The 20,348-nt window shown below is 66.6% G+C and carries 20 protein-coding genes; 6 read left to right on the top strand and 14 right to left on the bottom strand.

The features are described from left to right. Positions 1-52: 52 nt before the first annotated feature. The 3 genes from GGC30_RS10415 to GGC30_RS10405 form a co-directional block, all read right to left on the bottom strand. On the bottom strand, positions 53-547 hold the full coding sequence (locus GGC30_RS10415) for an RcnB family protein (RefSeq protein WP_153923852.1): 495 nt from the start codon (positions 545-547) through the stop codon (positions 53-55). A gap of 124 nt (positions 548-671) precedes the next feature. Beyond that, positions 672-2,489, bottom strand: coding sequence for a response regulator (locus GGC30_RS10410; RefSeq protein WP_153923850.1), 1,818 nt, complete (start codon positions 2,487-2,489; stop codon positions 672-674). Positions 2,490-2,569: 80 nt separating this feature from the next. Then, positions 2,570-2,866, bottom strand: coding sequence for a BolA family transcriptional regulator (locus GGC30_RS10405; protein ID WP_153923849.1), 297 nt, complete (start codon positions 2,864-2,866; stop codon positions 2,570-2,572). Positions 2,867-2,911: 45 nt separating this feature from the next. On the opposite strand from GGC30_RS10405, the gene GGC30_RS10400 reads away from it, so the two are divergent. After that, positions 2,912-3,580, top strand: coding sequence for a J domain-containing protein (locus GGC30_RS10400; RefSeq protein ID WP_017506027.1), 669 nt, complete (start codon positions 2,912-2,914; stop codon positions 3,578-3,580). 4 nt (positions 3,581-3,584) lie between these two features. On the opposite strand, the gene GGC30_RS10395 is transcribed toward GGC30_RS10400, so the two are convergent. Together GGC30_RS10395 and GGC30_RS10390 are read right to left on the bottom strand one after the other, a co-directional pair. After that, positions 3,585-4,262, bottom strand: coding sequence for an SDR family oxidoreductase (locus GGC30_RS10395; RefSeq protein ID WP_153923847.1), 678 nt, complete (start codon positions 4,260-4,262; stop codon positions 3,585-3,587). Positions 4,263-4,301: 39 nt separating this feature from the next. Beyond that, positions 4,302-5,477: an N-acetylmuramoyl-L-alanine amidase gene (locus GGC30_RS10390; RefSeq protein ID WP_228763701.1), complete on the bottom strand. Its 1,176-nt coding sequence runs from the start codon at positions 5,475-5,477 to the stop codon at positions 4,302-4,304. 508 nt (positions 5,478-5,985) lie between these two features. On the opposite strand from GGC30_RS10390, the gene GGC30_RS10385 reads away from it, so the two are divergent. From GGC30_RS10385 to GGC30_RS10375, 3 genes are read left to right on the top strand one after another with little or no spacing between them, the layout of a single operon-like run. Continuing rightward, positions 5,986-8,688, top strand: coding sequence for a ribonuclease E/G (locus tag GGC30_RS10385; RefSeq protein WP_194943575.1), 2,703 nt, complete (start codon positions 5,986-5,988; stop codon positions 8,686-8,688). 59 nt (positions 8,689-8,747) lie between these two features. Continuing rightward, positions 8,748-10,148, top strand: a complete 1,401-nt coding sequence (locus GGC30_RS10380) for a M48 family metalloprotease (RefSeq protein WP_153923843.1) — start codon at positions 8,748-8,750, stop codon at positions 10,146-10,148. 25 nt (positions 10,149-10,173) lie between these two features. Next, a complete protein-coding gene (locus GGC30_RS10375; protein WP_153923841.1) occupies positions 10,174-10,953 on the top strand; it encodes a thioredoxin domain-containing protein in 780 nt (259 codons plus the stop codon). A 19-nt stretch (positions 10,954-10,972) separates the two neighbouring features. Here the strand turns inward: GGC30_RS10375 and GGC30_RS10370 are convergent, their stop codons facing one another. Both GGC30_RS10370 and GGC30_RS10365 read right to left on the bottom strand, forming a co-directional pair. Further along, positions 10,973-12,694, bottom strand: a complete 1,722-nt coding sequence (locus GGC30_RS10370; protein WP_153923839.1) for a hypothetical protein — start codon at positions 12,692-12,694, stop codon at positions 10,973-10,975. Positions 12,695-12,756: 62 nt separating this feature from the next. After that, the gene (locus GGC30_RS10365; RefSeq protein ID WP_153923837.1) at positions 12,757-14,001 is read right to left on the bottom strand and encodes an ectonucleotide pyrophosphatase/phosphodiesterase; all 1,245 of its coding nucleotides are present in this window, start codon (positions 13,999-14,001) and stop codon (positions 12,757-12,759) included. Between the two features lie 99 nt (positions 14,002-14,100). Here GGC30_RS10365 and GGC30_RS10360 point away from each other — a divergent pair, with 99 nt between their 5' ends. Continuing rightward, positions 14,101-15,012, top strand: a complete 912-nt coding sequence (locus GGC30_RS10360) for an ABC transporter ATP-binding protein (RefSeq protein WP_153923835.1) — start codon at positions 14,101-14,103, stop codon at positions 15,010-15,012. Next, positions 15,002-15,859, top strand: a complete 858-nt coding sequence (locus tag GGC30_RS10355; protein WP_370451951.1) for an ABC transporter permease subunit — start codon at positions 15,002-15,004, stop codon at positions 15,857-15,859. The genes GGC30_RS10360 and GGC30_RS10355 overlap by 11 nt, the downstream gene beginning before the upstream one ends. Before the next feature lie 72 nt (positions 15,860-15,931). Here GGC30_RS10355 and GGC30_RS10350 read toward each other — a convergent pair whose 3' ends face one another. The 7 genes from GGC30_RS10350 to GGC30_RS10320 all read right to left on the bottom strand — a co-directional run bounded on the left by GGC30_RS10350 (position 15,932) and on the right by GGC30_RS10320 (position 20,342). Next, complete coding sequence (locus GGC30_RS10350; RefSeq protein ID WP_153923833.1) at positions 15,932-16,390, bottom strand: GNAT family N-acetyltransferase; 459 nt, start codon at positions 16,388-16,390, stop codon at positions 15,932-15,934. Positions 16,391-16,479: 89 nt separating this feature from the next. After that, on the bottom strand, positions 16,480-16,899 hold the full coding sequence (gene rplQ, locus GGC30_RS10345) for a 50S ribosomal protein L17 (protein ID WP_153923831.1): 420 nt from the start codon (positions 16,897-16,899) through the stop codon (positions 16,480-16,482). A 104-nt stretch (positions 16,900-17,003) separates the two neighbouring features. Then, positions 17,004-18,023 carry a DNA-directed RNA polymerase subunit alpha gene (locus tag GGC30_RS10340; protein ID WP_017506040.1) on the bottom strand — a complete coding sequence of 340 codons (1,020 nt, stop codon included), beginning with the start codon at positions 18,021-18,023 and terminating at the stop codon, positions 17,004-17,006. Positions 18,024-18,116: 93 nt separating this feature from the next. After that, entirely contained in the window at positions 18,117-18,506 is a 390-nt protein-coding gene (gene rpsK / locus GGC30_RS10335; protein WP_013268944.1) for a 30S ribosomal protein S11, read from the bottom strand. Positions 18,507-18,515: 9 nt separating this feature from the next. Then, on the bottom strand, positions 18,516-18,884 hold the full coding sequence (gene rpsM / locus GGC30_RS10330) for a 30S ribosomal protein S13 (RefSeq protein ID WP_026108555.1): 369 nt from the start codon (positions 18,882-18,884) through the stop codon (positions 18,516-18,518). Positions 18,885-19,022: 138 nt separating this feature from the next. Continuing rightward, complete coding sequence (locus tag GGC30_RS10325) at positions 19,023-19,754, bottom strand: energy transducer TonB (protein WP_153923829.1); 732 nt, start codon at positions 19,752-19,754, stop codon at positions 19,023-19,025. A gap of 27 nt (positions 19,755-19,781) precedes the next feature. Then, on the bottom strand, positions 19,782-20,342 hold the full coding sequence (locus tag GGC30_RS10320; RefSeq protein WP_017506042.1) for an adenylate kinase: 561 nt from the start codon (positions 20,340-20,342) through the stop codon (positions 19,782-19,784). Between the last annotated feature and the right edge of the window lie 6 nt (positions 20,343-20,348).

Below are 20,348 nucleotides of genomic sequence, written 5' to 3'. Positions count from 1 at the left end.
GAAAAACGCCCCGGAGGTTTCCCTCCGGGGCGTATCTCAAATCCTCAGCAGATCAGTTGAACAGTCCGGCGATCACGGCGGTGATCAGGCCGCCGGCGACGGCGGCGAGCACCACGTCATTACCGCTGCGGACGTATTGGTAGCCACGGGGCGGCGCACGCAGGCCATAGCGGTTGTAGTCGTTCACCACATAAGCGTTGGTCCGGTAGTAGGACGGCATCCGCTGGCCATAACTCCAGGTGCGAACCGCATAGCCGCGCGGCGGGACATAGCGCGGGGCGTTGTAACGACGTTCCGCACGCTGCCAACGTTCATAGGCGCGTCGCTGCTCGCGATAGTCGCGACGATCCTCACGAAGCTCGCGGCGGTAGTCGCGGCGATCCTGGCGATAGTCCCGACGATCGTAGTGGTCAGGACCCGGACCGTGGCGTGCGGCGGGACCATGCGGACCGTGGGGCGGCATGGGTTGGGCCGACGCTGCGCCAGCAGCGCCCAGCGCGCCGGCGGCCATGACCGAAGCGATTGCGGTGGTCAGGATCTTTTTCATGATCTTGTCTCCATCTGCGCCGAAGAACGTCGGCTTGGATGCAGTTATGGAGCACGGCGACTGAGGCGCACCTGAACCGGCGTCATCGGCCCAGGTTCATGTCGGGAACACAGGATCGCCGCAATCAGGCGGCGACCGAGGCCTCCGACGAAGGCAGCGCCATTTGCGCGACCGCATCGCGACCACCGCCGACGCGCCCCATCAGGGCGGCCAGAGCGCCGAAATCGATCGGTTTGTTCAGATAGGCGTCGGCGCCGGCCTGAAGCCCGGCCTCATGATCCTCATGACGCGCCGAGGCGGACAGGACCACGATGGGGGTGCCGGCGTTCTGGCCGCCTTCGCGGATCATGCGTGTCGCGGTCAGTCCGTCCATCACCGGCATGTTCACATCCATGATGATCAGGTCGAACGGCTGGTCCTTGGCGATATCGACCGCGATCTGGCCGTTCTCGGCCGTCGAGGTAACGTGACTGGCCGAGCTCATCCAGGCCTCCAGGATCATTCGGTTCACAGGGTGATCCTCGACCACCAGGACGCGCAGCGATTCGCCGCCCTCGATCTCGGCATGAACCTCGGCCGCCGCGACGGGCTTGGCCCATTCCACGACCTCGGCCTCGATTTCCAGGGTGAAGCACGAGCCCTCGGCTAGCTTGGACGTCACGGTGATGTCGCCGCCCATGATGTTGGCCATGCGCCGTGCGATGGTCAGGCCCAGACCCGTCCCGCCAAAGCGCCGCGTGGACGAGGTGTCGACCTGGGTGAAGGGCATGAACAACCGCTCCAGATCGGCCGCCGCAATGCCTGCGCCGCTGTCCTGGACGACAAACTCGAACCGCACGCGCTGATCCGACACGCGGTGTCCGCGCACGAGATAGTGGATCTCGCCGGCCTCGGTGAACTTGACCGCATTGGACAACAGGTTCTGCACCACCTGGCAGACGCGCAGCGGATCGCCGCGCACCACCGTCGGGATGTCGCCTTCCACGGTCGTGACGAACGTCAAGCCCTTGGCTTCGGCCTGGGCCTCGAAGGGGCCGGTGATGCGCTTGTTCAGACCGTCGACGGCGACATCGACGACCTCGAAGTTCATCTTGCCGGCCTCGATCTTGGTCATGTCGAGAATGTCGTTCAGCAGCGACAACAGATTGTCGCCGGAGTTGCGAATGATCGACAGATATTCGCGCTGCGTCGTCTCCAGTCGTGTCGCGCTGAGCAGTTGGGCCGCGCCCAGCACGCCGTTCATGGGAGTGCGCAGTTCGTGCGAGATCACGCCCAGGAAGTTCGACTTGGCGTCATTGGCGGCGTTGGCCTTGTCGCGGGCCGCTTCCAGCTCCTCGATCAGATGCGCCTGGTGCGACTGGAAGGCCCGGATGCGGTCTTCGCGCAGCAGGGTCATGGTCACCAGCACGAACAGACCCGCAGCTGTGAACGGCAGGACCGCCAGCATCGACCAGAAGGCGTTGGTGCCCCACAGGCTGAACAGAATGATCGTCGCGGCCGCGCCGTAGGGCGAAGAGATGATCAGGGCCTGACGCGGCGAGCTGCGAAGCTGGGCGAAGACCAGCACATAGCCAGAAATTAGCAGGGCGAGGGCCAGGGGGCGTCCGAACTCGGTGGGCGAGAACCAGGCCATCAGAGGCGCGATGGCCCAGGCGCCGGTCGTCACCGTGGCCACGATCGGGAAAATCACGCCCCAGTTGGTGCCGACGCGATGGCTCAGACGATGTTCGACGATTCCCCGCAGCGACCCGGCCGCCAGGGTGCCGCCGAACCACAATAGCGCCGGCCACAGGCCCACCGTGCCGAGAAGACCTACGCCCCACGAGGCGATGATCATGTAGCGGAGATACTGCGTCTGCAGGATGGCGGTCAGCGCCTGGGCCGCGTCTCCGGCGCGTTGTTCGCCTTCGAGCGCCTTCACGACGCCATCGGATTCCACCATAAGCCCAGATCCCCACGTTCTGTTTGGTCGGATGACGCTAAGACGAAGGTTCTAAGACGATGTGAACGCAGTTCTTTCGCTCATCCCGCCTCATCCGGCGTTAGGGCCTTGATCGAAAGGGCGTGGACTGGTCCGGCCATCTCGTCCTTCAGCAGGGCGTTGACCGCGCGCTGTCGCGCCAGCCGCGATTGCCCCTGGAAAGCAGCGGACACGATCACCAGATTGAAATGGCTTTCGCCGCCAGGCTTGGCGTCCATTCCGCCTTCATGATGATGTCCGGCGTGGCGCCAGCTGTCGTCTTCGACCTCCAGACGCAAGGGCGACAGCCCCGCCGTCAGTTTTGCACGAATAATCGTCGCCACCGGCCCTTCAGACATGATCGATTCCTTGATGCTGTCCCAATCGGGCTTACACTTCGGCTGATGTCCGCCTCCTTTCAATACAAGCCGCGCTTCACAGACATTCGGGTGAAGCCGCCCAAGCCCGAGGAAGAGGCGGCGAAGGCCGACGTCCTGCACCTCAAGCCTGGCGAAAAGCCTTGCCAGTGGCCCGACTGTCGCCGGGCTGCTGCGGCCAAGGCGCCCAAGTCGCGCGAACGGCTGAACGACTTCTACGAGTTCTGCCAGCCGCACGCCGGCGAGTACAACAAGGGCTGGAACTTCTACGCCGGCATGAGCGAAGGCCAGATCCGCGCCGCCCAGGAAAACGAGGCCATGACCGGCGGGCGCCCGACCTGGGAGATGCAGGCCGGCAAGTTCACACGTGAGGCCGCCGCCTTCGCCGCCAAGATGGGCACCTCGAACACCACCGGCGCCGGCTCATGGCGCGACAGCTTCGGCCTTTTCGGTCGCAAGGGCGATCAGGCGCCGCAGTCCGCGACCGAGGACCGCCGCATCGGCAAGCTGGAACGCGCCGCCTTGGCCGACCTCGATCTGGATCCGGGCGCCGACAAGGCGAAGATCAAGGCTCAGTATCACGAGCTGCTGAAGCGGTTTCACCCCGACACCAACAGCGGCGACCGCAGCGCCGAGGCCAAGCTGCAACGCGTGATCAAGGCGTGGAAGACGCTGAAAAAGGCCGGTCTGGCCTGACGGCCTAGTCGGCGTAGATCATCTTGCGCGTCATGCCGCCGTCCACGGTCAGCACCTGACCTGTCACGAAACTCGCTTCGGCGAGGTAGAGCACGGCCCCGGCGATATCCTCGGCGCGGCCGACGCGGCCGACCGGATGCTGTTGGTGATCGACTGGACGCAAATCCTCGCCATCCGAAATCCAGCCGGGCGCAATGGCGTTCACGCGAATCCGAGGCCCTTCGCTGATCGCCAGGGCGTGGGTCAGGGCGAACAGCGCGCCCTTGGACGCCGCATAGGCCTCGGTGTGCGGCTCGGACATGAAGGCGCGCGTCGAGATCATGTTCACGATGGCGCCGCCCTCGTTCAGCAGCGGAATGGCCCCGCGGCTCATCAGAAAAGCGCCGGTCAGATGGCTGTCGATGGTGTTGCGCCAGTCCGCCAGCGACAGCTCAGCCAGCGGGCCGTTCACCGGATCGGCGATGCCGCCGTTGTTGACCAGCAGGTCCAGCGACGACCAGCCCAACGTCTCGAACGCCTGTTTGACCGAGTCCTCATCACCCAAATCGCAGTCGATGTGACGCGCTTCGCCCTCTCCCGGCTTCAGGTCGAAGGAGGCGACTTCCCATCCGTTGGCCAGCAAGGCCCTACAGACGCCCGTTCCGATCAGGCCTGATCCGCCCGTGACAATCGCTTTTTTCATGGTCGGGAAACCGGCGACAGCCGGCTTGGTTGCGCCGGATCAGGGCTGACCGGCCGCCTGGCTGTTCGCGGCAGCCATCATCGGGCTCGACGGCTCGCGGAAATAGCGATCGATCCCGTCCGCCACCGACTTCATCAGGCGACGGCGCGCGCGCTCGTCGGTCAAAAGCCGCTCGTCCTCGGGATTGGTGATGAAGCCCATTTCCAGCAGCACGGCCGGCACGTCGGGCGCCAGGAGGACAGCCAGACCCGCATCGCGATGGCTGCGGCGCAAGAGAGGATGGTCCGAGCCCTCCAGATGGGTCAGCAAGACGCGCGCGAACTGGGCCGAGCGGTTCTGAGTCGCACGTTGCGTCATGTCGAGCAGGATGCGATCCACCGACGGGTCGCGCCCCGGCAGATGCAGCTCGCGGTGCCAGTTGTCGCCGCGCGTGAACTCGCGCACGGCCCGGCCCGCGCCCTGCTCCGACAAGGTATAGACGCTGGCCCCGCGCAGCGCCGGGTCGGCGCCGGCGTCAGCGTGCAAGGAAATGAACAGATCGGCGTCGGCCTGACGCGCGATGGAAACACGGCGATAGAGATCGACGTAGCGGTCGTCGGTCCGGGTCAGGCGCACGCGATAGCGGCCGTTCTTCTCAAGCTCGGCCTTCAACGCCAGGGCGGCGGCCAAAGTGACCTGCTTTTCCTGGGCGCTTGCGCCGCTGGCGCCCGGATCATTGCCGCCATGGCCGGCGTCGATGACAATCAGGGGGCGTTCAGCGCGGCGCGGCGGCGCGCTGGCGCGCGGCGCCGGCGTGGTCGAGGCGCGCGCGGCGGCTCCCGTCGCCTTCAGGTCCACGACATAACGATAATGGCTGACGCCGTCGCCGGGCGGCAGCAGGAAGCGCCGTTCGATCTCGCTGCCGCGCGCCAGTTCCAGCTGAACACGTGACGAACCGCCAGACGAAGTGACCTCATAGGAGCGCACCAGACCGGAACCGCCACCGTTCAGACCACGCCCTGGCGCAACACCGCTGAGGGCCAGCACCACCCGGCCTTCGCCGCCCGCGTCGATGACGCGTCCTTGCGCCGTCTTGTCCAGATCGATGACGACGCGGGTCCGATCGCCATCGGCGCCGAAGCGCACCGCCAGCACATCGCCCTGCGCGCCCCAGGCGAAACCGCGCGTTGCGGACAGACCGACCATGCAGATGACCACGAAGGCCAGGGCGGTCATCGCCCACTCCTTCGCGCCCCAGCGCATCAGACCTGTCAAAACGCGACCGCTCATCTGCGTCGGCGAACCCGGTTTAAGCCTACTTGAACCTCATCATGACAGAGGCTCGTATTCAGGGGGTTAAGGCGAGCGCCTTTTAATTCTCCCGTTGCATGACTATGCTGTGACCGCTCGCGAACCGATCGCGCCGATTTCGCCTCTGCGAATCTTGGCGCGCCCTCCTCGCGGCGTTGACTTTCACCAATCCTAGAACCACCCCGGCCTGGCCGATGGTTCGAAGAGCGGACCAGGGACGCGGCCTTCCCAAGGGATTGGCGCGCCCGGTTCAGGACCGACGACTTAATGGGCCTTTCCGCCTGCGTTCCCCAACGGCTTGATCAAGCCTTCTTCGCCGTTCTCGGCGAGGGGATGTCGCGCGCGCTGGCCCTCACCTTCATTCGGCGAGCCGCCATGACCCTGTCCGGAGATCCGGGACGGTCGGCCTGCGCGCGCCAGAGAGAGACTTTCCATGTCAAAGACAATGCTGATCGATGCGGCGCATCCCGAGGAGACCCGGGTCGCCATCGTGGACGGGCGCAAGATTGAGGAATTCGATTTCGAATCCCGTGCGAAGCGCCAGCTTCGCGGCAACATCTACCTCGCCAAGGTCACCCGCGTAGAGCCCAGCCTGCAGGCCGCCTTCATTGAATACGGCGGCAATCGCCACGGCTTCCTCGCCTTCAACGAAATCCACCCCGACTACTACCAGATTCCCGTCGCCGACCGCGAAGCCATCATGGCCGAGGCGCATGACGATGAGGACGAGGACGATCTCGACCGCGAATCGACCGGCGACGACGTCGATCCCGAATCGGCCTTGGCCGATGAAGAGCGGCTGAAGCGACGCCTGATGCGTCGCTACAAGATCCAGGACGTCATCAAGCGCCGCCAGATCCTCCTGGTCCAGGTCGTCAAGGACGAACGCGGCGCCAAGGGCGCGGCCCTGACCACCTGGCTGTCGCTGGCCGGCCGCTACTGCGTCCTGATGCCCAACACAGGCAAGGGCGGCGGCATCAGCCGCAAGATCACCAACACCTCGGACCGTCGCCGCCTGAAGAGCGCCGTCTCGGCCCTGGAAGTGCCCAAGGGCATGGGCCTGATCATCCGCACGGCGGGCGCCAAGCGCACCAAGGCCGAGATCAAGCGCGACTATCAATATCTGCTGCGCCTGTGGGAGACGATCCGCGAAACCACCCTCGCCTCTCACGCCCCCTCGGTGATCTACGAGGAAGAGAACCTGGTCCGCCGCGCCGTGCGCGACATGTTCGACAAGGACTTCGACGGCATCCAGGTCGAGGGCGTCGAGGGCTTCAAGGAAGCGCGCGACTTCATGCGCGTGCTGATGCCCGCCCAGGCCAAGAAGGTTCACCTGTATCGCGGTTCGCGCCCCCTGTTCGCGGCCAACGGCATCGAGGAACTGCTGACGCAGATCCATCAGCCGGTCGTGCCGCTGAAGTCCGGCGGCTATCTGGTCATCAACCAGACCGAGGCCCTGGTGGCCATCGACGTCAACTCGGGCCGCGCCACCAAGGAACGCAACGTCGAACAGACAGCGTTCAAGACCAATATGGAAGCGGCCGAGGAAGCCGCCCGCCAGCTGCGCCTGCGCGACCTCGCCGGCCTGGTCGTCATCGACTTCATCGACATGGATGAGGGCAAGAACAACCGCGCCGTCGAGCGCGTGCTGAAGGAGGCCCTGTCCTCCGACCGCGCCCGCATCCAGATGGGCCGCATCTCGCCCTTCGGCCTGATGGAGATCAGCCGCCAGCGTCGTCGTCTGGGCGTAATCGAGGGTGCGACCGAAGCCTGCCCGCACTGCCAGGGCACGGGCCGCATCCGTTCGGCGGAATCCGCCGCCCTGATGACCCTGCGCGCAGTCGACATCGAGGCCGGCAAGAACGGCGCGGGCGTCGTGGTGCTGAAGGTCTGCACCGCCGTCGGCCTGTACATACTGAACCACAAGCGCGCCTATCTGCAGTCGCTGCTTGAACGTCGCGGCCTGAACGTCATCGTCCAGATCGACGACAGCCTGGGTCAGGGCGAACACAATATCGAGCGCACCGAGACCAACGAGGACTTCGTCGCGCCCGAGATCGAGATGCCCAACCTCGACGACGACTTCGACGCCTCGCTGTACGAAGACGAGGATGAGGACGACGACGAGGAGATCATCGCCGACGACGATGACGACACGGTCGAGTCCCTGGATCGCGAAGACAACGACGACGACGAACCGCGCGAACGCTCGGAGCGTCACGACGGCGGTCGCGATCGCGGTCGTGGACGCAACCGTCGCCGTCGCGGCGGTCGTCGCGACGAGGAAACCTCCGACGTCGAGGCCGTCGATACGGTCAGCGCCGACGACGCCTCGGATGATGAGGAAGACGAAAACGGCCGTCGCCGTCGCCGTGGTCGCCGTGGCGGTCGCCGCGTCCGCGAGGATGGCGAGCGCGACGTCTACACCTGGGTTCGCGGCCGCACGCCTTCGCTGGACGACCCCTATGTCTGGTTCGACCCGCTGAACCCCGGCCGCTCGGAAGGTCGCCCGGAACGCGGCGAGCGCCATGAGCGGTCTGAACGCCCCGCCTTCGCTCAGTCCGAGGGCGAAGGCCTGGATGTCGTCGCCCATAGCGGCGCCGGCGAAGGCTCCGGCGAGGAGGGCGGGCGTTCGCGCCGTCGCCGTCGTCGCGGTCGCGGCCGTGGCGAAGGTTCCGTCAGCCACGAGATCAAGGTCGAGAACCGCGCCACCAACGAAGGCATGCCGCCCGACGGTTCGCCCGAGACGCCGATGGCCGTGATGGTCGAGCCGACCGAGACCGTCGAGACGGCCGCCCCGGCCATCGCGCCTGAGCCTCAGCGTCGTCGCGTGCGTCGCAAGTCGGCCGGCGCCAACGTCGAGATCGCGACCGAGCCGCATCCCGACACCGCCATCGAGCCGAACGAGGCCACGGTCCAAGGCGCGCCGGTCGAGCTGGACGTGACCCCGCACGAGGCGCTGGCCGCCGAACCGGCCGAAGTCGCCCCGACGGCGGTTCCGGTGACCGAGGCCGTCTTGGCCGAGCCCTTCGTCGCCCCCACGCCGGAGATCGACGTTCAGGCCATCATCGCCGAAGACCCGAACCAGATCGTCGCACCGCCCGAAAAGCCCAAGCGCGGGTGGTGGCGCCGCTGATCGGTCACGATTAGACTGTCTGGATACAGGCGGGGGCCGGTCGTTGTTGGAGTAGAGCCATGAGGTGGCTTCCCCGATCTGCATCCCGCGTTCTGGCGGCGGCGGCGACGGCCTTTATGGCTGTTTCCGTCGCCGACCAGGCCTCCGCGCAAAGCCTGATCCGCGACACCGAGGTCGAGGGCATCGTGCGCGAATGGGCCGACCCGGTCTTCGTGGCCATGGGGCTGAACCCGAACGACATCGAAGTCCTGCTGGTCAACGACAACGACCTGAACGCCTTTGCGACCCGCGGGCGGATCATGGGCGTCAACACCGGCCTGATCCTGCGCACCAAGACCCCCGGCGAACTGCTGGGCGTGATGGCGCACGAGGCGGGCCACATCAAGAACCGCCACACCCTGCGCGACGGGGCCGAGAACGCCGGCAAACAGCCCATGTTCATGACCATGGCGCTCGGCGCCCTGGCGATCGCCGCCGGCGCGCCGGACGCAGGCGTGGCCCTGCTGGGCTCCAGCCAGTATTTCGGCGCTCTGGGCGCGCTGCATTACATGCAGAGCCAGGAAGGCGAGGCCGACATCTCGGGCGCGCGGGCGCTGGAGGCGGCCGGCGAATCCGGCGCCGGTCTGGTGTCCTTCTTCGAGAACTTCCGCTCGCAGGAGGTCTTCTCCGACGCCCGCCGCTATCCCTATTTCCGCAGCCACCCCCTGTCGTCGAACCGGATCGAGAGCCTGCGCCGCTATGTGCAGGAACAGCCGCACTATGACCATCGCGACAGCCCCGAACGTATGGCCCAGCACGCGCTGATCCTGGCCAAGATTCACGCCTTCATGGATCCGCCGAACGCCACCCTGCGCGACTATCCGTCGTCCGACACCTCCCTGCCCGGCCGCTATGCGCGGGCCATCGCCTGGTATCGCGACGGCCAGACGGACAAGGCGCTGACGGCGGTGGATGCGCTGATCGCCGGCGACGTGAACAACCCCTATTTCCAGGAACTGAAGGGCCAGATCCTGTTCGAGGAAGGCCGCCCGGCCGAGGCCGTCGCCGCCCACCGCGAGGCGGTCCGCCTGAAGCCCGACGCCCCCCTGCTGCGCGTCAACCTGGCCCACGCCCTGATCGAGACCAACGACAAGGCCAAGCTGGACGAGGCCATCGACCAGTTGAAGCACGCCGTCGTCGCCGAGAAGGACAACACCATGGCCTGGCGACTGCTGGCCCAGGCCTATGCCTCGCAAGGCAAGGAGGGCGAGGCGCGCCTGGCCTCGGCGGAATACTATTTCGCCGGCGGGGACGAGAAACAGGCCACCCAATTCGCCCTGCGCGCCCGCTCCATGCTGGATCCGGGCTCGATCGAATGGCGACGCGCCGTCGATATCGTCCTCGCCTCGGGCGCCACGCCCGACGATCTCAACGACCTGGACCGCCGTGACGCCGCGCGCCGGCCCGCCACCCTCAACTGATGCTTACCGCCGACTGCGAGCCTGAATGACCGACGACGCCCCCACGCCTGCGCCTGAACCCAAGACCGCCAAGCCAGGATGGCTCAGCGGCGGCCGCGCCGGCTATCTGGCCCTGGGCCTGTCGGTCATCGCGCTGGGCTTTTCAGCCGCGCCCTATCTGACCGGCGGATCGAACGTGCGTGCGTATCTGCTGGAGCATCCCGAGGTCTTGCAGGAGGCGCAGATGGCGCTCCAGACCAAGGACGCCGAGGCCGCCGTCGAGGAGACGAACCAGGCCGCCGCCGCCAACGCCGGCCTCCTGGCGCCCGACGCCCGCGATCCGGCCTTCGGTCCGGCGAACGCCAAGGTCACGGTGATCGAGTTCTTCGACTTCCGCTGCCCCGGCTGCAAGGCCGTGGCCCACGACTATCGCGCCCTGATGGCTGCTCATCCGGAGGTCCGCTTCGTCTTCAAGGACTGGCCCATCTTGGACCGCGGCGACGACATCACCTCGCAATACGCCGCCCGCGCCGCCCTGGCCGCGCATCAGCAGGGCAAGTACCTAGAGGTCTATGACGGCCTGATGACCGAGCGGGCGCTGTCGATCGAAGCGATCGACGCCATCCTGGCGGCGCATGGCGTGGACATGGACCGCGCCAAGGCAGCGATCGCCGCGCCCGACACCACCCGCCACATCGCCGACATCCACACCACGGCCGCCGCCCTGCGTCTGCGCGGCACGCCGACCTTCTTCGTCAACGGCAAGGCCAGCCCCGGCATCGACCCGGCCGAAATCGGCAAAATGATCGAAGCGGCGAAGCGCTGAAAAAACTGAGGCCGAGGCGCTATGCCTCGGCCAAACTCATCTGTCCGCCGATCCATTCGACGCCGGCGTGGCGCAGGGCGTCATTGGCCGCGGTCTCATCGCCCAGCGCCTGTTCGGCGCGGTAGAGGACGTAGTAGCTGTACGGGTCGTTCGGCCAATCCTTCAGCAGTTCGCCGATCTTGGCCTTGGCCCCCGCCGCATCGCCGGACGCCAGCATGGCGGCGGCCAGGCTTCGCCGCGTCGGATACCAGATCATGGGCGGATCGCCGCCCTCGGGCGCCATGGCCTGGATCGCCGCCGCCCGCCCATAGGCGGCGATGGCGGCGGGATAGTCCTGATCGATCATGGCCGCGCGACCTTCCAGCACCTTCTGGAACAGTTCGGTGAAACCGGTCTGACGATCCGCCATCGGGCCCTTGAACGCCTTGTCCGCCAGCAGGGCGGCGATGGCCTGGGCCTCGACCCGAACGGTCGCCGCATCGCCGCGCCGCGCCGCCGCCTCGCCCCGTGCATAGCGCCAGCCGACCCGCATCAGCGGACGGGCCACGTCCGGCTCGGCAAGCGCCGCGACCTGGGCGTCCGATCCGAACCGGCCGTAAAGCGCATAGGCGTCCGCCGCCATCACCTGACGATAGACGACATAGCCGTCCTCGCCCGCCTCGGGCGGTCCCGCCAGCTGCGGATAGGTCGCCATGTACCAGTCGGCCAGCTCCAGCCCGCGCTCGGCCCCACCCGCCATCAGGGCGCCGCCCATGCCGAAATGGATGTTGTGGGCATGCAGCCGCATGCCGCGTATCCCGCCGGGCGGGCCGACCAGTTGGTCGTAACTCTTGTCCAGCGCCACGGCGTTGACGTTGGACATCATCGCGTCCTTGTAGCGCCCGACACGATAGAAGGTGTGCGACGGCATATGCACCAGATGGCTGGCGCCCGGCGCCAGCAGGGCCAGCCGCTCGCCATAGGCCAGCGCCCTGTGCGGATCGTCCGACCATTCGGTCAGGTGGATATACAGGTGAATGGCGCCCGGATCGTTGGGCTTGACCGTCAGGGCGTGCTCCAGGATCGCCATGGCGCGGGTGACGGCCGGATCGGTCGCCTTGCCGTCCTTGTCCCACCATTCGCCCTCGGGCTGGAGCATCCAGGCGTCGGCGGTGATCGAGGCGACCGATACATCGTCGGCATGACGCTTTGCGATCCGGTCCATGGCACGGGCGTAACGCAGGGCGCGGGTCTTCTCCTTGCCGGAATAGCGCTGGATCAGCGCGTCGATCATCTGGCGCTGCATCGGCGTGGCGTCGCGGGCCAGACGCCGCGCGTCACGGGCGACGCGCAGGCCTGCGGCGATCGATTCGGGATCGCCGCCGCCGCCATTCAGGTTCGGCCCGATCGCCCAGGCCTCGCCCCAGGCGCACATGCCGCACGACGGGTCCAACTGCCTCGCCTTCCTGAACGCCCGCACCGATTCCGAATGCTCGAACGCCCAGCGCAGCCGCACGCCATGGTCGAACCAGGCCTGGGCCTCGGGGTTCTGCGTATCGACCGCGAAACCCTCGTCGCCGAAGCCTGGGGCCATGACCATATCGCGTGTCGGCTGGACATCGCCGACGGCGCCGACCCGGCCGCAGACCTGCGGATTGGTGATCAGGGCCAGGGTCGCCGCCGTCGCCGTGGCGTCGGCGACCGCCACGGGCGCAATCAGACAGGCGACCGAAACCGTCGCGACCCACAGACCTTTGCGCATCTTCGCCCCTCTCCCTTTGGCGACCAGTGTGCGCTCAAATCGTCGGCTCGCCAATCACCCCATCAGGGCATGGTGACGGGCAAGGTGTCTTGCGCCCGCCCGTCGCCGGCCGGCGCCGCAATCCCGAGCATCCGCGCTAGGAAAGGCTGCACATCGACACTGTCCATATCGGTCAGCCGACGCCCGGCGACCACGCCCGGCCCATGGGCGATGAAGATCGCCGCCATCTCCGGCGCCTGATTGTCATAACCGTGAGCGCCGCCCGCCCGCGTCACCGGCCGATCCCGCGTCGCCGTCAACCAGCCAGTCTCGACCAGACAGACGATCTGCGCCACGCGTGGGTTGGATCCATAGACCAGCCGCGCCGGCACATCGGCCTTGTTCCAGCATTCCATATGCGGATGGCGTCCGACCAGCTTCTGCTGCACCTCGGCCTCGCGGCCCGGCGCCGGATCGGCGGTCAGGACCGCTCCGCCATAGCCGATCTTCAGCGCAGCCGGATCGATGATGTCGTCGATCCACACGACCCGATCCGGCGAGGTCGCGGCCATGCCGTGATCCGACACCACGACCAGCATCGTGCGATCATAAAGCCCCCTCGCCTTCAGCCCCTCGATCAACCGTGCCATCGAGGCGTCCACCGATGCGGCGGCGGCGCGCGTCTCGGCTGAATCAGGGCCGTTGCGATGACCGGCGGTATCGACGATGTCGAAATAGAGCGTCTCCAGCTTCGGTCGCCGATCCAACGGCAGGTCCAGCCACGACAGCAGACGATCCACGCGCGCATCGCCCGGCATTCCCTGGTCGAACGGTGCCCACTGGCTGGGCCTTACGCCGTGGATCTCGACCTCCGATCCCGGCCAGAACATGGTGCCGGCGCGCACGCCGGCCTTTTCGGCCGTGACCCAGATCGGCTCGCCCTGATCCCAGAAGCCGCTTTCCTTGCTGGCCATGGTGAAGGCGCCCAGTTGCGCGTCGGTGAACCGGTTGCCGACCACCCCGTGATGGTCCGGGTGCAGTCCCGTCACCAGCGTATAGTGGTTGGGGAAGGTCACGCTGGGGAACGACGGCCGCATCGACCCGAACGCGCCGCTGGCGACCAGTCCATCCAGCACCGGCGTCTGCCCCTTGCCCAGATAGTCCGGCGAGAAGCCGTCGATCGACACCAGGATGACCAGATCGGGACGGGTCGTCTGCGCGGCCTGCTCGACAATCGGAGATGTAAGGGCGGATTGCGGGGCCCCGGCGCAGGACGCGACGGCGACGGCGGCGGCCACGGCCAGGCTGGCGGCGACGAAACGAGACATGAACTTACTCCAAGGCGACACTGAACCATTGCCTAAACTTAATGGACGACAGCCACGCGACGGCTTGTGCGACCGGCGTTCACTCGCCAAGCTTGGCGTATGGAAACCGTCATCGACATTCGCGGCCTGACCAAGACCTACGGGACCGTAAAGGCCTTGGACGGCCTGACCTTGTCGATCCCGCGCGGCGGGGTCTACGGCATTCTGGGGCCCAATGGTGCGGGCAAATCGACGCTGTTTCGCACCCTGTTGGGTCTGATTCGTCCGACCGAGGGCGAGGCCACGGTGATGGGCGGTCGGATCGGCGATCCGGCCTCGATGCGGCTCATGGGCTCGATGATCGAGACGCCGCGCTTTCCGCCGTTCATGACCGCTCGCCAGGTGCTGGAATGGCTGGCCCGCGCCCATGGCGGCGTGTCCTCGGCCGAGATCGCTGACTGGCTGCAACGCGTCGGACTGACCGAGGCCGCCAATCGGCGCGTGAAGGGTTTTTCGGTCGGTATGCTGCAACGCCTGGGCGTCGCCGCCGCCCTGATGACCAAGCCGGACCTGGTCATCCTGGATGAACCAACCAGCGGCATGGATCCGCCCGGGATCCAGGAGATGCGCGCCCTGATCCGCAGCCTGGCCGACCACGACGGCGTGACGGTCATCCTGGCCAGCCACCAGCTTCAGGAGGTCCAGCGCGTCTGCGACCGCGTCGCCATCTTCAACAAGGGCAAGGTGATCACCGAGGGCCGCGTCTCCGATCTGACCGCCTCGGGCGAGCGTCTTCGCCTGTCGGTCACGCCGTTGGCGAAGGCCATGTCCGTGCTGGGCGAGCGCGCGACGCTGGAGGGCGATGCACTTGTGGCCGCCGTGCCGCGTAGCGAAGCCGCCGCCGCCATCAGGGCTCTGGTCGAGGGCGGAGTCGATATCGAAGAGGCCCGCTGGATCGGCGCGGACCTGGAAGACGTCTTCATGAGCGAAACCGGCTGGACCGGCGTGCAGGAGCAAAACCGTGCTGGCTGACGCGATCCGTTCCGAAACCTACCGCCTGTCCAAGAACCGCACCGCCCTGTTCTGGAGCGTGCTGTTCATCCCGATCATGGGCGTAATCCTCGCCACCCTGGGCTTCGTCGTCGCCAAGGCCAATGAGGCCAAGCTGGCGGGCAAGCTGCCGCCGGACATGATGAAGGGCGGCCCGCTCGATCTGGGGATGGCCCTGCTCAAGAGCGCGGGCGACTTCGCCAATCCCGCGATCCTGATGTTCGTCCTGATCGGCGCGGCGACCATCTACGCCGGCGACTATCGCTGGGAAACCTGGCGGCTGATCAGCGCGCGCAACACCCGGCCGAATCTGCTGACCGGCAAGGTCGCGGTCGTGGGTCTGGTGATCGTGCTGGCGACCATCGCCGCCCTGATCTCCGACGTGATCGCCAGTGTGATCCAGGCGGCGGTATTCGGCCGCCCCCTCACATTCTCGATGACCGGCGCAGCGGCGGCGGACTTCGGCCTGCTGGCCCTGACGTCCTGGGCGCGCATTCTGCAGTTCACCATGCTCGGCCTCTTGGCGGCCGTAGTGACGCGCTCGTTGCTGGCGGCCCTGTTCGCGCCGTTGGTGATCGGCGTGGCCCAGTTCTTCCTGCCCCAACTGCTGCTGCCGATGGGCGTAACGCCGGACGGCTGGCTTCTGCCCCTGCTGTCGCCCGGCATGGCCACCGACCTGCTGAAGGCCGCCATCGAGGGCGGCGCATCGGCAGCGCAACTGCCCGATCATGCCGTACTCAAGGGCGTTCTCAGCCTGGCCCTCTGGATCGGCGTCCCCTTCGCCGCCGCCGTCGCCTGGTTCAACCGCCAGGATTTGTCCAAGGAATAGGCGGCGACGGACTGCGCGCGCCTTCCGCAACCAGCCAGTCGCGGAAGGCGTCCACCGCCGCGTCCTGGGCGGCTAGAGCCGCTTATCCATGAAGACATCAGCGCGGGCATAAGGCGTGGGACGCGGAGGCAGATGCACGAAGCCGGCGCTTTCATACAAGGCGATCGCGGGCTTCAGGGCGCTGTTGGTTTCCAGATAGAGCCGGGCGGCGCCCGCTTCCCGCGCCGCCGTTTCGCAGGCCTCAAGCAGGCGTCGCGCCAGCCCCAGGCCACGCGCGGCGGGCGTGACCGTCATCTTGCAGACCTCCACCGCGTCGACGGTCGGGACCATGGCGCAGCAGCCCACGGGCTCCCCATCCCTCTCCGCGATGAAGATGCGCCCGCCCTTGTCCAGGAAGACGCCCTGCGGATCATCGATCGCGACCCGATCCTTGGCCTCGATCGCAAAGCCGCCCTCGACCAGCCAGGCGGTGTTCAACTTCGCCCAGGCGGCGGCGTGATCGGGACGGAAATCGACGATCGCGACGGTCATTCACCCCTCATGTCCGGTTTCCACGCAAAGCAAAAGGGCGGTCGGATCGCTCCGACCGCCCTTCCGGCGTTTGGTCAAACGACCAAATCTTAGTCTTCGTCGTTGTCTTCGAAGGCCAGGACCGGACCGGAGTCCTTACCCTTGGCTTCGACGTCGCGGTCAACGAACTCGATGACGGCCATCGGGGCGTTGTCGCCGTGGCGGAAGCCGGCCTTCATGATGCGGATATAGCCGCCGTTACGCTCGCTGTAGCGCGGTCCAAGCGTTTCGAACAACTTGCCGACTTGCGGCACGTCGCGAACCTGGCTGATGGCCTGACGACGCGCGTGCAGGTCGCCCTTCTTGGCGAGGGTGACCAGCTTCTCTACGAAGGGACGCAGTTCCTTCGCCTTGGGCAGGGTCGTGGTGATCTGCTCGTGCTTGATCAGCGAGGCGGCCATGTTGGCGAACATGGCGGTGCGGTGGCTGCTCGTGCGACCGAGTTTACGATGGGCGGCGCCGTGGCGCATCTGGGTCTCTCCTACTCCGGAACCGGTATCCTCAAGCGGACCTGGAACCGTAATCTTCTAACCGCCCCGACATTCTCCCGAAGGAGACGGGCGGAGGGTTGAACTTAGATCTGGTCGTCGAACTTCTTGGCCAGATCTTCGATGTTTTCGGGCGGCCAGTTCGGCACGTCCATGCCGAGGCTGAGGCCCATCGTCGTGAGAACTTCCTTGATCTCGTTCAGCGACTTGCGGCCGAAGTTCGGGGTGCGAAGCATTTCGCCCTCGGTCTTCTGGATCAGGTCGCCGATGTAGACGATGTTGTCGTTCTTCAAGCAGTTGGCCGAACGAACCGACAGTTCCAGCTCGTCCACCTTCTTCAGCAGCGCCGGGTTGAAGGGCAGGTCGGGCTTGCCGTCCGACTGCTCGACAGCCTTCTTGGGCTCTTCGAAGGTGATGAAGATCTGGAGCTGGTCCTGCAGGATGCGCGCGGCGTAGGCCACAGCGTCAACCGGCGTGACCGCACCGTTGGTTTCGACTTCCAGCAACAGCTTGTCGTAGTCCAGCGACTGACCCTGACGGGTCGGCTCGACGCGGTAAGCCACCTTCTTGACCGGCGAATATAGGGCGTCGACGGCGATCAGGCCGATCGGCGCATCTTCCGGACGGTTCAGCTCGGCGGCGACATAGCCCTTGCCGTTCTGGACGGTCAGTTCCATGCGCACCGATGCGCCGTCGTCCAGCGTGCAGATGACGTGGTCGGGGTTCAGAACCTCGATGTCCGCCGGCACGTCGATCTGGCCGGCCGTCACCGGACCGGGGCCCGTGGCGCGCAGGGTCATGCGCTTGGGGCCTTCGGCGTGCATGCGCAACGCGAGTTGCTTGATGTTCAGGACGATGTCGACCACGTCTTCCCGCACGCCTTCCAGCGACGAGAATTCATGAACGACGCCGTCGATCTGGATGGCCGTGACGGCTGCGCCTTGCAGCGAGGACAGCAGAACGCGACGGAGCGCGTTGCCGAGCGTCACGCCGAAGCCACGCTCGAGGGGTTCGGCCACCAGGCGCGCCTTGCGCTGGGCGTCGGAACCGATCTCGATCTGCGGCTTCTCGGGACGGATCAGCTCTTGCCAGTTTCTTTCGATCATTTTGTCCCTCGAACGGGTTTCGCCTGCTCCGGCCTTGTCGACGAGGCCATGATGGAGCGGACGGAGATTGGGGGTGCCTTAGAACGCTATCGCTTAGACGCGACGACGCTTGGGCGGACGGCAACCGTTGTGCGGCATCGGCGTGACGTCGCGGATGGTCGTGATCGTCAGACCGACCGACTGCAGCGCGCGCAGGGCCGATTCACGACCGGAGCCCGGACCCGAAACGTTCACTTCCAGCGTCTTCACGCCGTGTTCCTGGGCCTTCTTACCGGCGTCTTCCGCAGCCATCTGAGCGGCGTAAGGGGTCGACTTACGCGAACCCTTGAAGCCCATGTGACCCGCCGAAGACCACGAGATCGCGTTGCCCTGGGCATCGGTGATCGTGATCATGGTGTTGTTGAACGAAGCATTCACGTGGGCAACGCCCGAGGTGATGTTCTTGCGCTCGCGCTTCTTTACGCGACCCGGTTCCTTGGCCATGTGTCTGTCTTACTTCTTCTTGCCGGCGATCGGCTTGGCGGGACCCTTGCGGGTGCGGGCGTTCGTGTGGGTGCGCTGGCCGCGGACCGGCAGGCCCTTGCGGTGACGCAGGCCGCGATAGCAGGCCAGGTCCATCAGACGCTTGATGTTCATCGACGTCTCGCGGCGCAGGTCGCCCTCGACGGTGTGATCCTTGTCGATCGTTTCGCGGATCGACAGGACTTCGGCGTCCGTCAGCTGGTTCACCCGGCGGGCGGGCTCGATGCCCACCTTTTCGGTGATGTCCTTGGCGGCGGCGGGGCCGATGCCATGGATATACTGAAGCGCGATCTCTACGCGCTTGTTGGTCGGGATGTTGACGCCAGCAATACGGGCCACGAAATTCTCCAGATACGCGTTAGTCAGACGCAACAAACGCTCCGGTTAACAAACCAGGAGCGTGGCGCCCTTCGCGGGAAGGCGCCCTTATACAGATGATTCACCGGGCGTCAACATCCGCTCCCGCGCGGCGCCGCTTCAGCGTGGCGGGCGGCCGAAATCGACGCCGACGGTGACCCGCTGGCCCTCGACGGGGCGACCGTCTTCGGTCGGCGGTTGAAAGCGGAAATAGCCGGACACCTGCAAGCCGGCCGCGCCGAAGCCCAGGCCGGGGGGCGTCTCTTGAACGACGCGGCAACCGTCCAGCCGGCTGTCCAGGCGAATGACGCAGGACAGTTCGACCCGACCGTAACGGCTGCGGGCGCCCGGTGGGTGGTTGGCGCGAATCTGGCCGATGGTGGGACCTGTGACCAGACGCGGTCCGGTCGAGCCGCTGCCCGGGCCGGATCCAGAGCCGACGCCGGATCCGCTGCCTGTCCCCTGCCCGCCCTGGCCGAAGCCGGGTTGCGGCGACGGCGCCGGCGCGGCCCCGACGACGGGCGCGGGTTCCGGCGCCTTGACGGGCGGTGTGGGGACTTCGCGCGGGCGTTCCTTGGGCGGAGGCGGCGGCGTGTGAATGACGGATGGCGCAGCGGGGGCGCCGCCGCCGGTCACGGGCGCCGGGGGTTCGTTGGAAATCGGCGGCGGCGGATCGTAGAGGACGACCTCGAACGGCGGCGGCTCGACCACAGGCGTCGGCGCCGGCCCCCTCACCTGTCCCAGCCACAGGAACAAGCCGATTTCGGCCACGGCAACGGCGACGAATATGCCCGCCATGCGCCAGCGACGCAGGCGGGTCTTTTCGGGTTTGGGATCGTCCAACTCGGTCATCAGGCGATCAACGCCCGAAAACGCAAATCAGGCCAGGGCCTCGTCGATCGCCTTGGCGACGGACTCAATCGAGCCCATGCCGTCGGCTTCGGTCAGCTTGCCCTGGGCTTCATAGTAGGGGAGTAGCGGCGCAGTGTTGCGGTTGTAGGCCTCGAGCCGGACCTTGAACGATTCCGGATTGTCGTCCGGCCGGCCCTGTTCGGCGAAGCGCTTGGCGATCCGTTCGGTCAGGGCGGCGTCGTCAACCTTCAGCCGAACGACGGCGTCGATCTGAACACCGCGCTTGGCCAGCATCTCGTCCAGCGCCTCGGCCTGGGCCACGGTGCGGGGAAAGCCGTCGAAGATGGCGCCGCCGGCGGCCTCAGCCTCCGTCAGGCGATCTTCGATCAGGGCGATGACGATCTCGTCGGTGACCAGATCGCCACGCGCCAGCACGTCCTTGACCTTCAGCCCCAGCTCCGAGCCCGAAGCGATCGCCGCGCGCAGCATGTCGCCGGTGGAGAGCTGGACCATGCCCTTCTCTTCCACCAACCGCTTGGCCTGGGTGCCCTTCCCCGCCGCCGGCGGTCCGAACAGGATCAAGTTCATGCTTCA

It is taken from the genome of Brevundimonas sp. SPF441, assembly GCF_009661015.1.
In the GTDB taxonomy this organism is placed as follows: domain Bacteria; phylum Pseudomonadota; class Alphaproteobacteria; order Caulobacterales; family Caulobacteraceae; genus Brevundimonas; species Brevundimonas vesicularis.
This window is presented reverse-complemented; position numbering and strand designations above follow the sequence as displayed.

Coding starts and splice junctions, on each gene's coding strand:
- GGC30_RS10385 (WP_194943575.1), top strand. CDS start 5,986: ATGTCAAAGACAATGCTGATCGATGCGGCGCATCCCGAGGAGACCCGG.
- GGC30_RS10410 (WP_153923850.1), bottom strand. CDS start 2,489: ATGGTGGAATCCGATGGCGTCGTGAAGGCGCTCGAAGGCGAACAACGC.
- rpsK (WP_013268944.1), bottom strand. CDS start 18,506: ATGGCCAAGGAACCGGGTCGCGTAAAGAAGCGCGAGCGCAAGAACATC.
- GGC30_RS10370 (WP_153923839.1), bottom strand. CDS start 12,694: ATGCGCAAAGGTCTGTGGGTCGCGACGGTTTCGGTCGCCTGTCTGATT.
- GGC30_RS10325 (WP_153923829.1), bottom strand. CDS start 19,754: ATGACCGAGTTGGACGATCCCAAACCCGAAAAGACCCGCCTGCGTCGC.
- GGC30_RS10395 (WP_153923847.1), bottom strand. CDS start 4,262: ATGAAAAAAGCGATTGTCACGGGCGGATCAGGCCTGATCGGAACGGGC.
- GGC30_RS10380 (WP_153923843.1), top strand. CDS start 8,748: ATGAGGTGGCTTCCCCGATCTGCATCCCGCGTTCTGGCGGCGGCGGCG.
- GGC30_RS10390 (WP_228763701.1), bottom strand. CDS start 5,477: ATGACCGCCCTGGCCTTCGTGGTCATCTGCATGGTCGGTCTGTCCGCA.
- rplQ (WP_153923831.1), bottom strand. CDS start 16,899: ATGCGCCACGGCGCCGCCCATCGTAAACTCGGTCGCACGAGCAGCCAC.
- GGC30_RS10350 (WP_153923833.1), bottom strand. CDS start 16,390: ATGACCGTCGCGATCGTCGATTTCCGTCCCGATCACGCCGCCGCCTGG.
- GGC30_RS10320 (WP_017506042.1), bottom strand. CDS start 20,342: ATGAACTTGATCCTGTTCGGACCGCCGGCGGCGGGGAAGGGCACCCAG.
- GGC30_RS10365 (WP_153923837.1), bottom strand. CDS start 14,001: ATGTCTCGTTTCGTCGCCGCCAGCCTGGCCGTGGCCGCCGCCGTCGCC.
- GGC30_RS10415 (WP_153923852.1), bottom strand. CDS start 547: ATGAAAAAGATCCTGACCACCGCAATCGCTTCGGTCATGGCCGCCGGC.
- GGC30_RS10375 (WP_153923841.1), top strand. CDS start 10,174: ATGACCGACGACGCCCCCACGCCTGCGCCTGAACCCAAGACCGCCAAG.
- GGC30_RS10405 (WP_153923849.1), bottom strand. CDS start 2,866: ATGTCTGAAGGGCCGGTGGCGACGATTATTCGTGCAAAACTGACGGCG.
- GGC30_RS10360 (WP_153923835.1), top strand. CDS start 14,101: ATGGAAACCGTCATCGACATTCGCGGCCTGACCAAGACCTACGGGACC.
- GGC30_RS10400 (WP_017506027.1), top strand. CDS start 2,912: ATGTCCGCCTCCTTTCAATACAAGCCGCGCTTCACAGACATTCGGGTG.
- GGC30_RS10340 (WP_017506040.1), bottom strand. CDS start 18,023: ATGATCGAAAGAAACTGGCAAGAGCTGATCCGTCCCGAGAAGCCGCAG.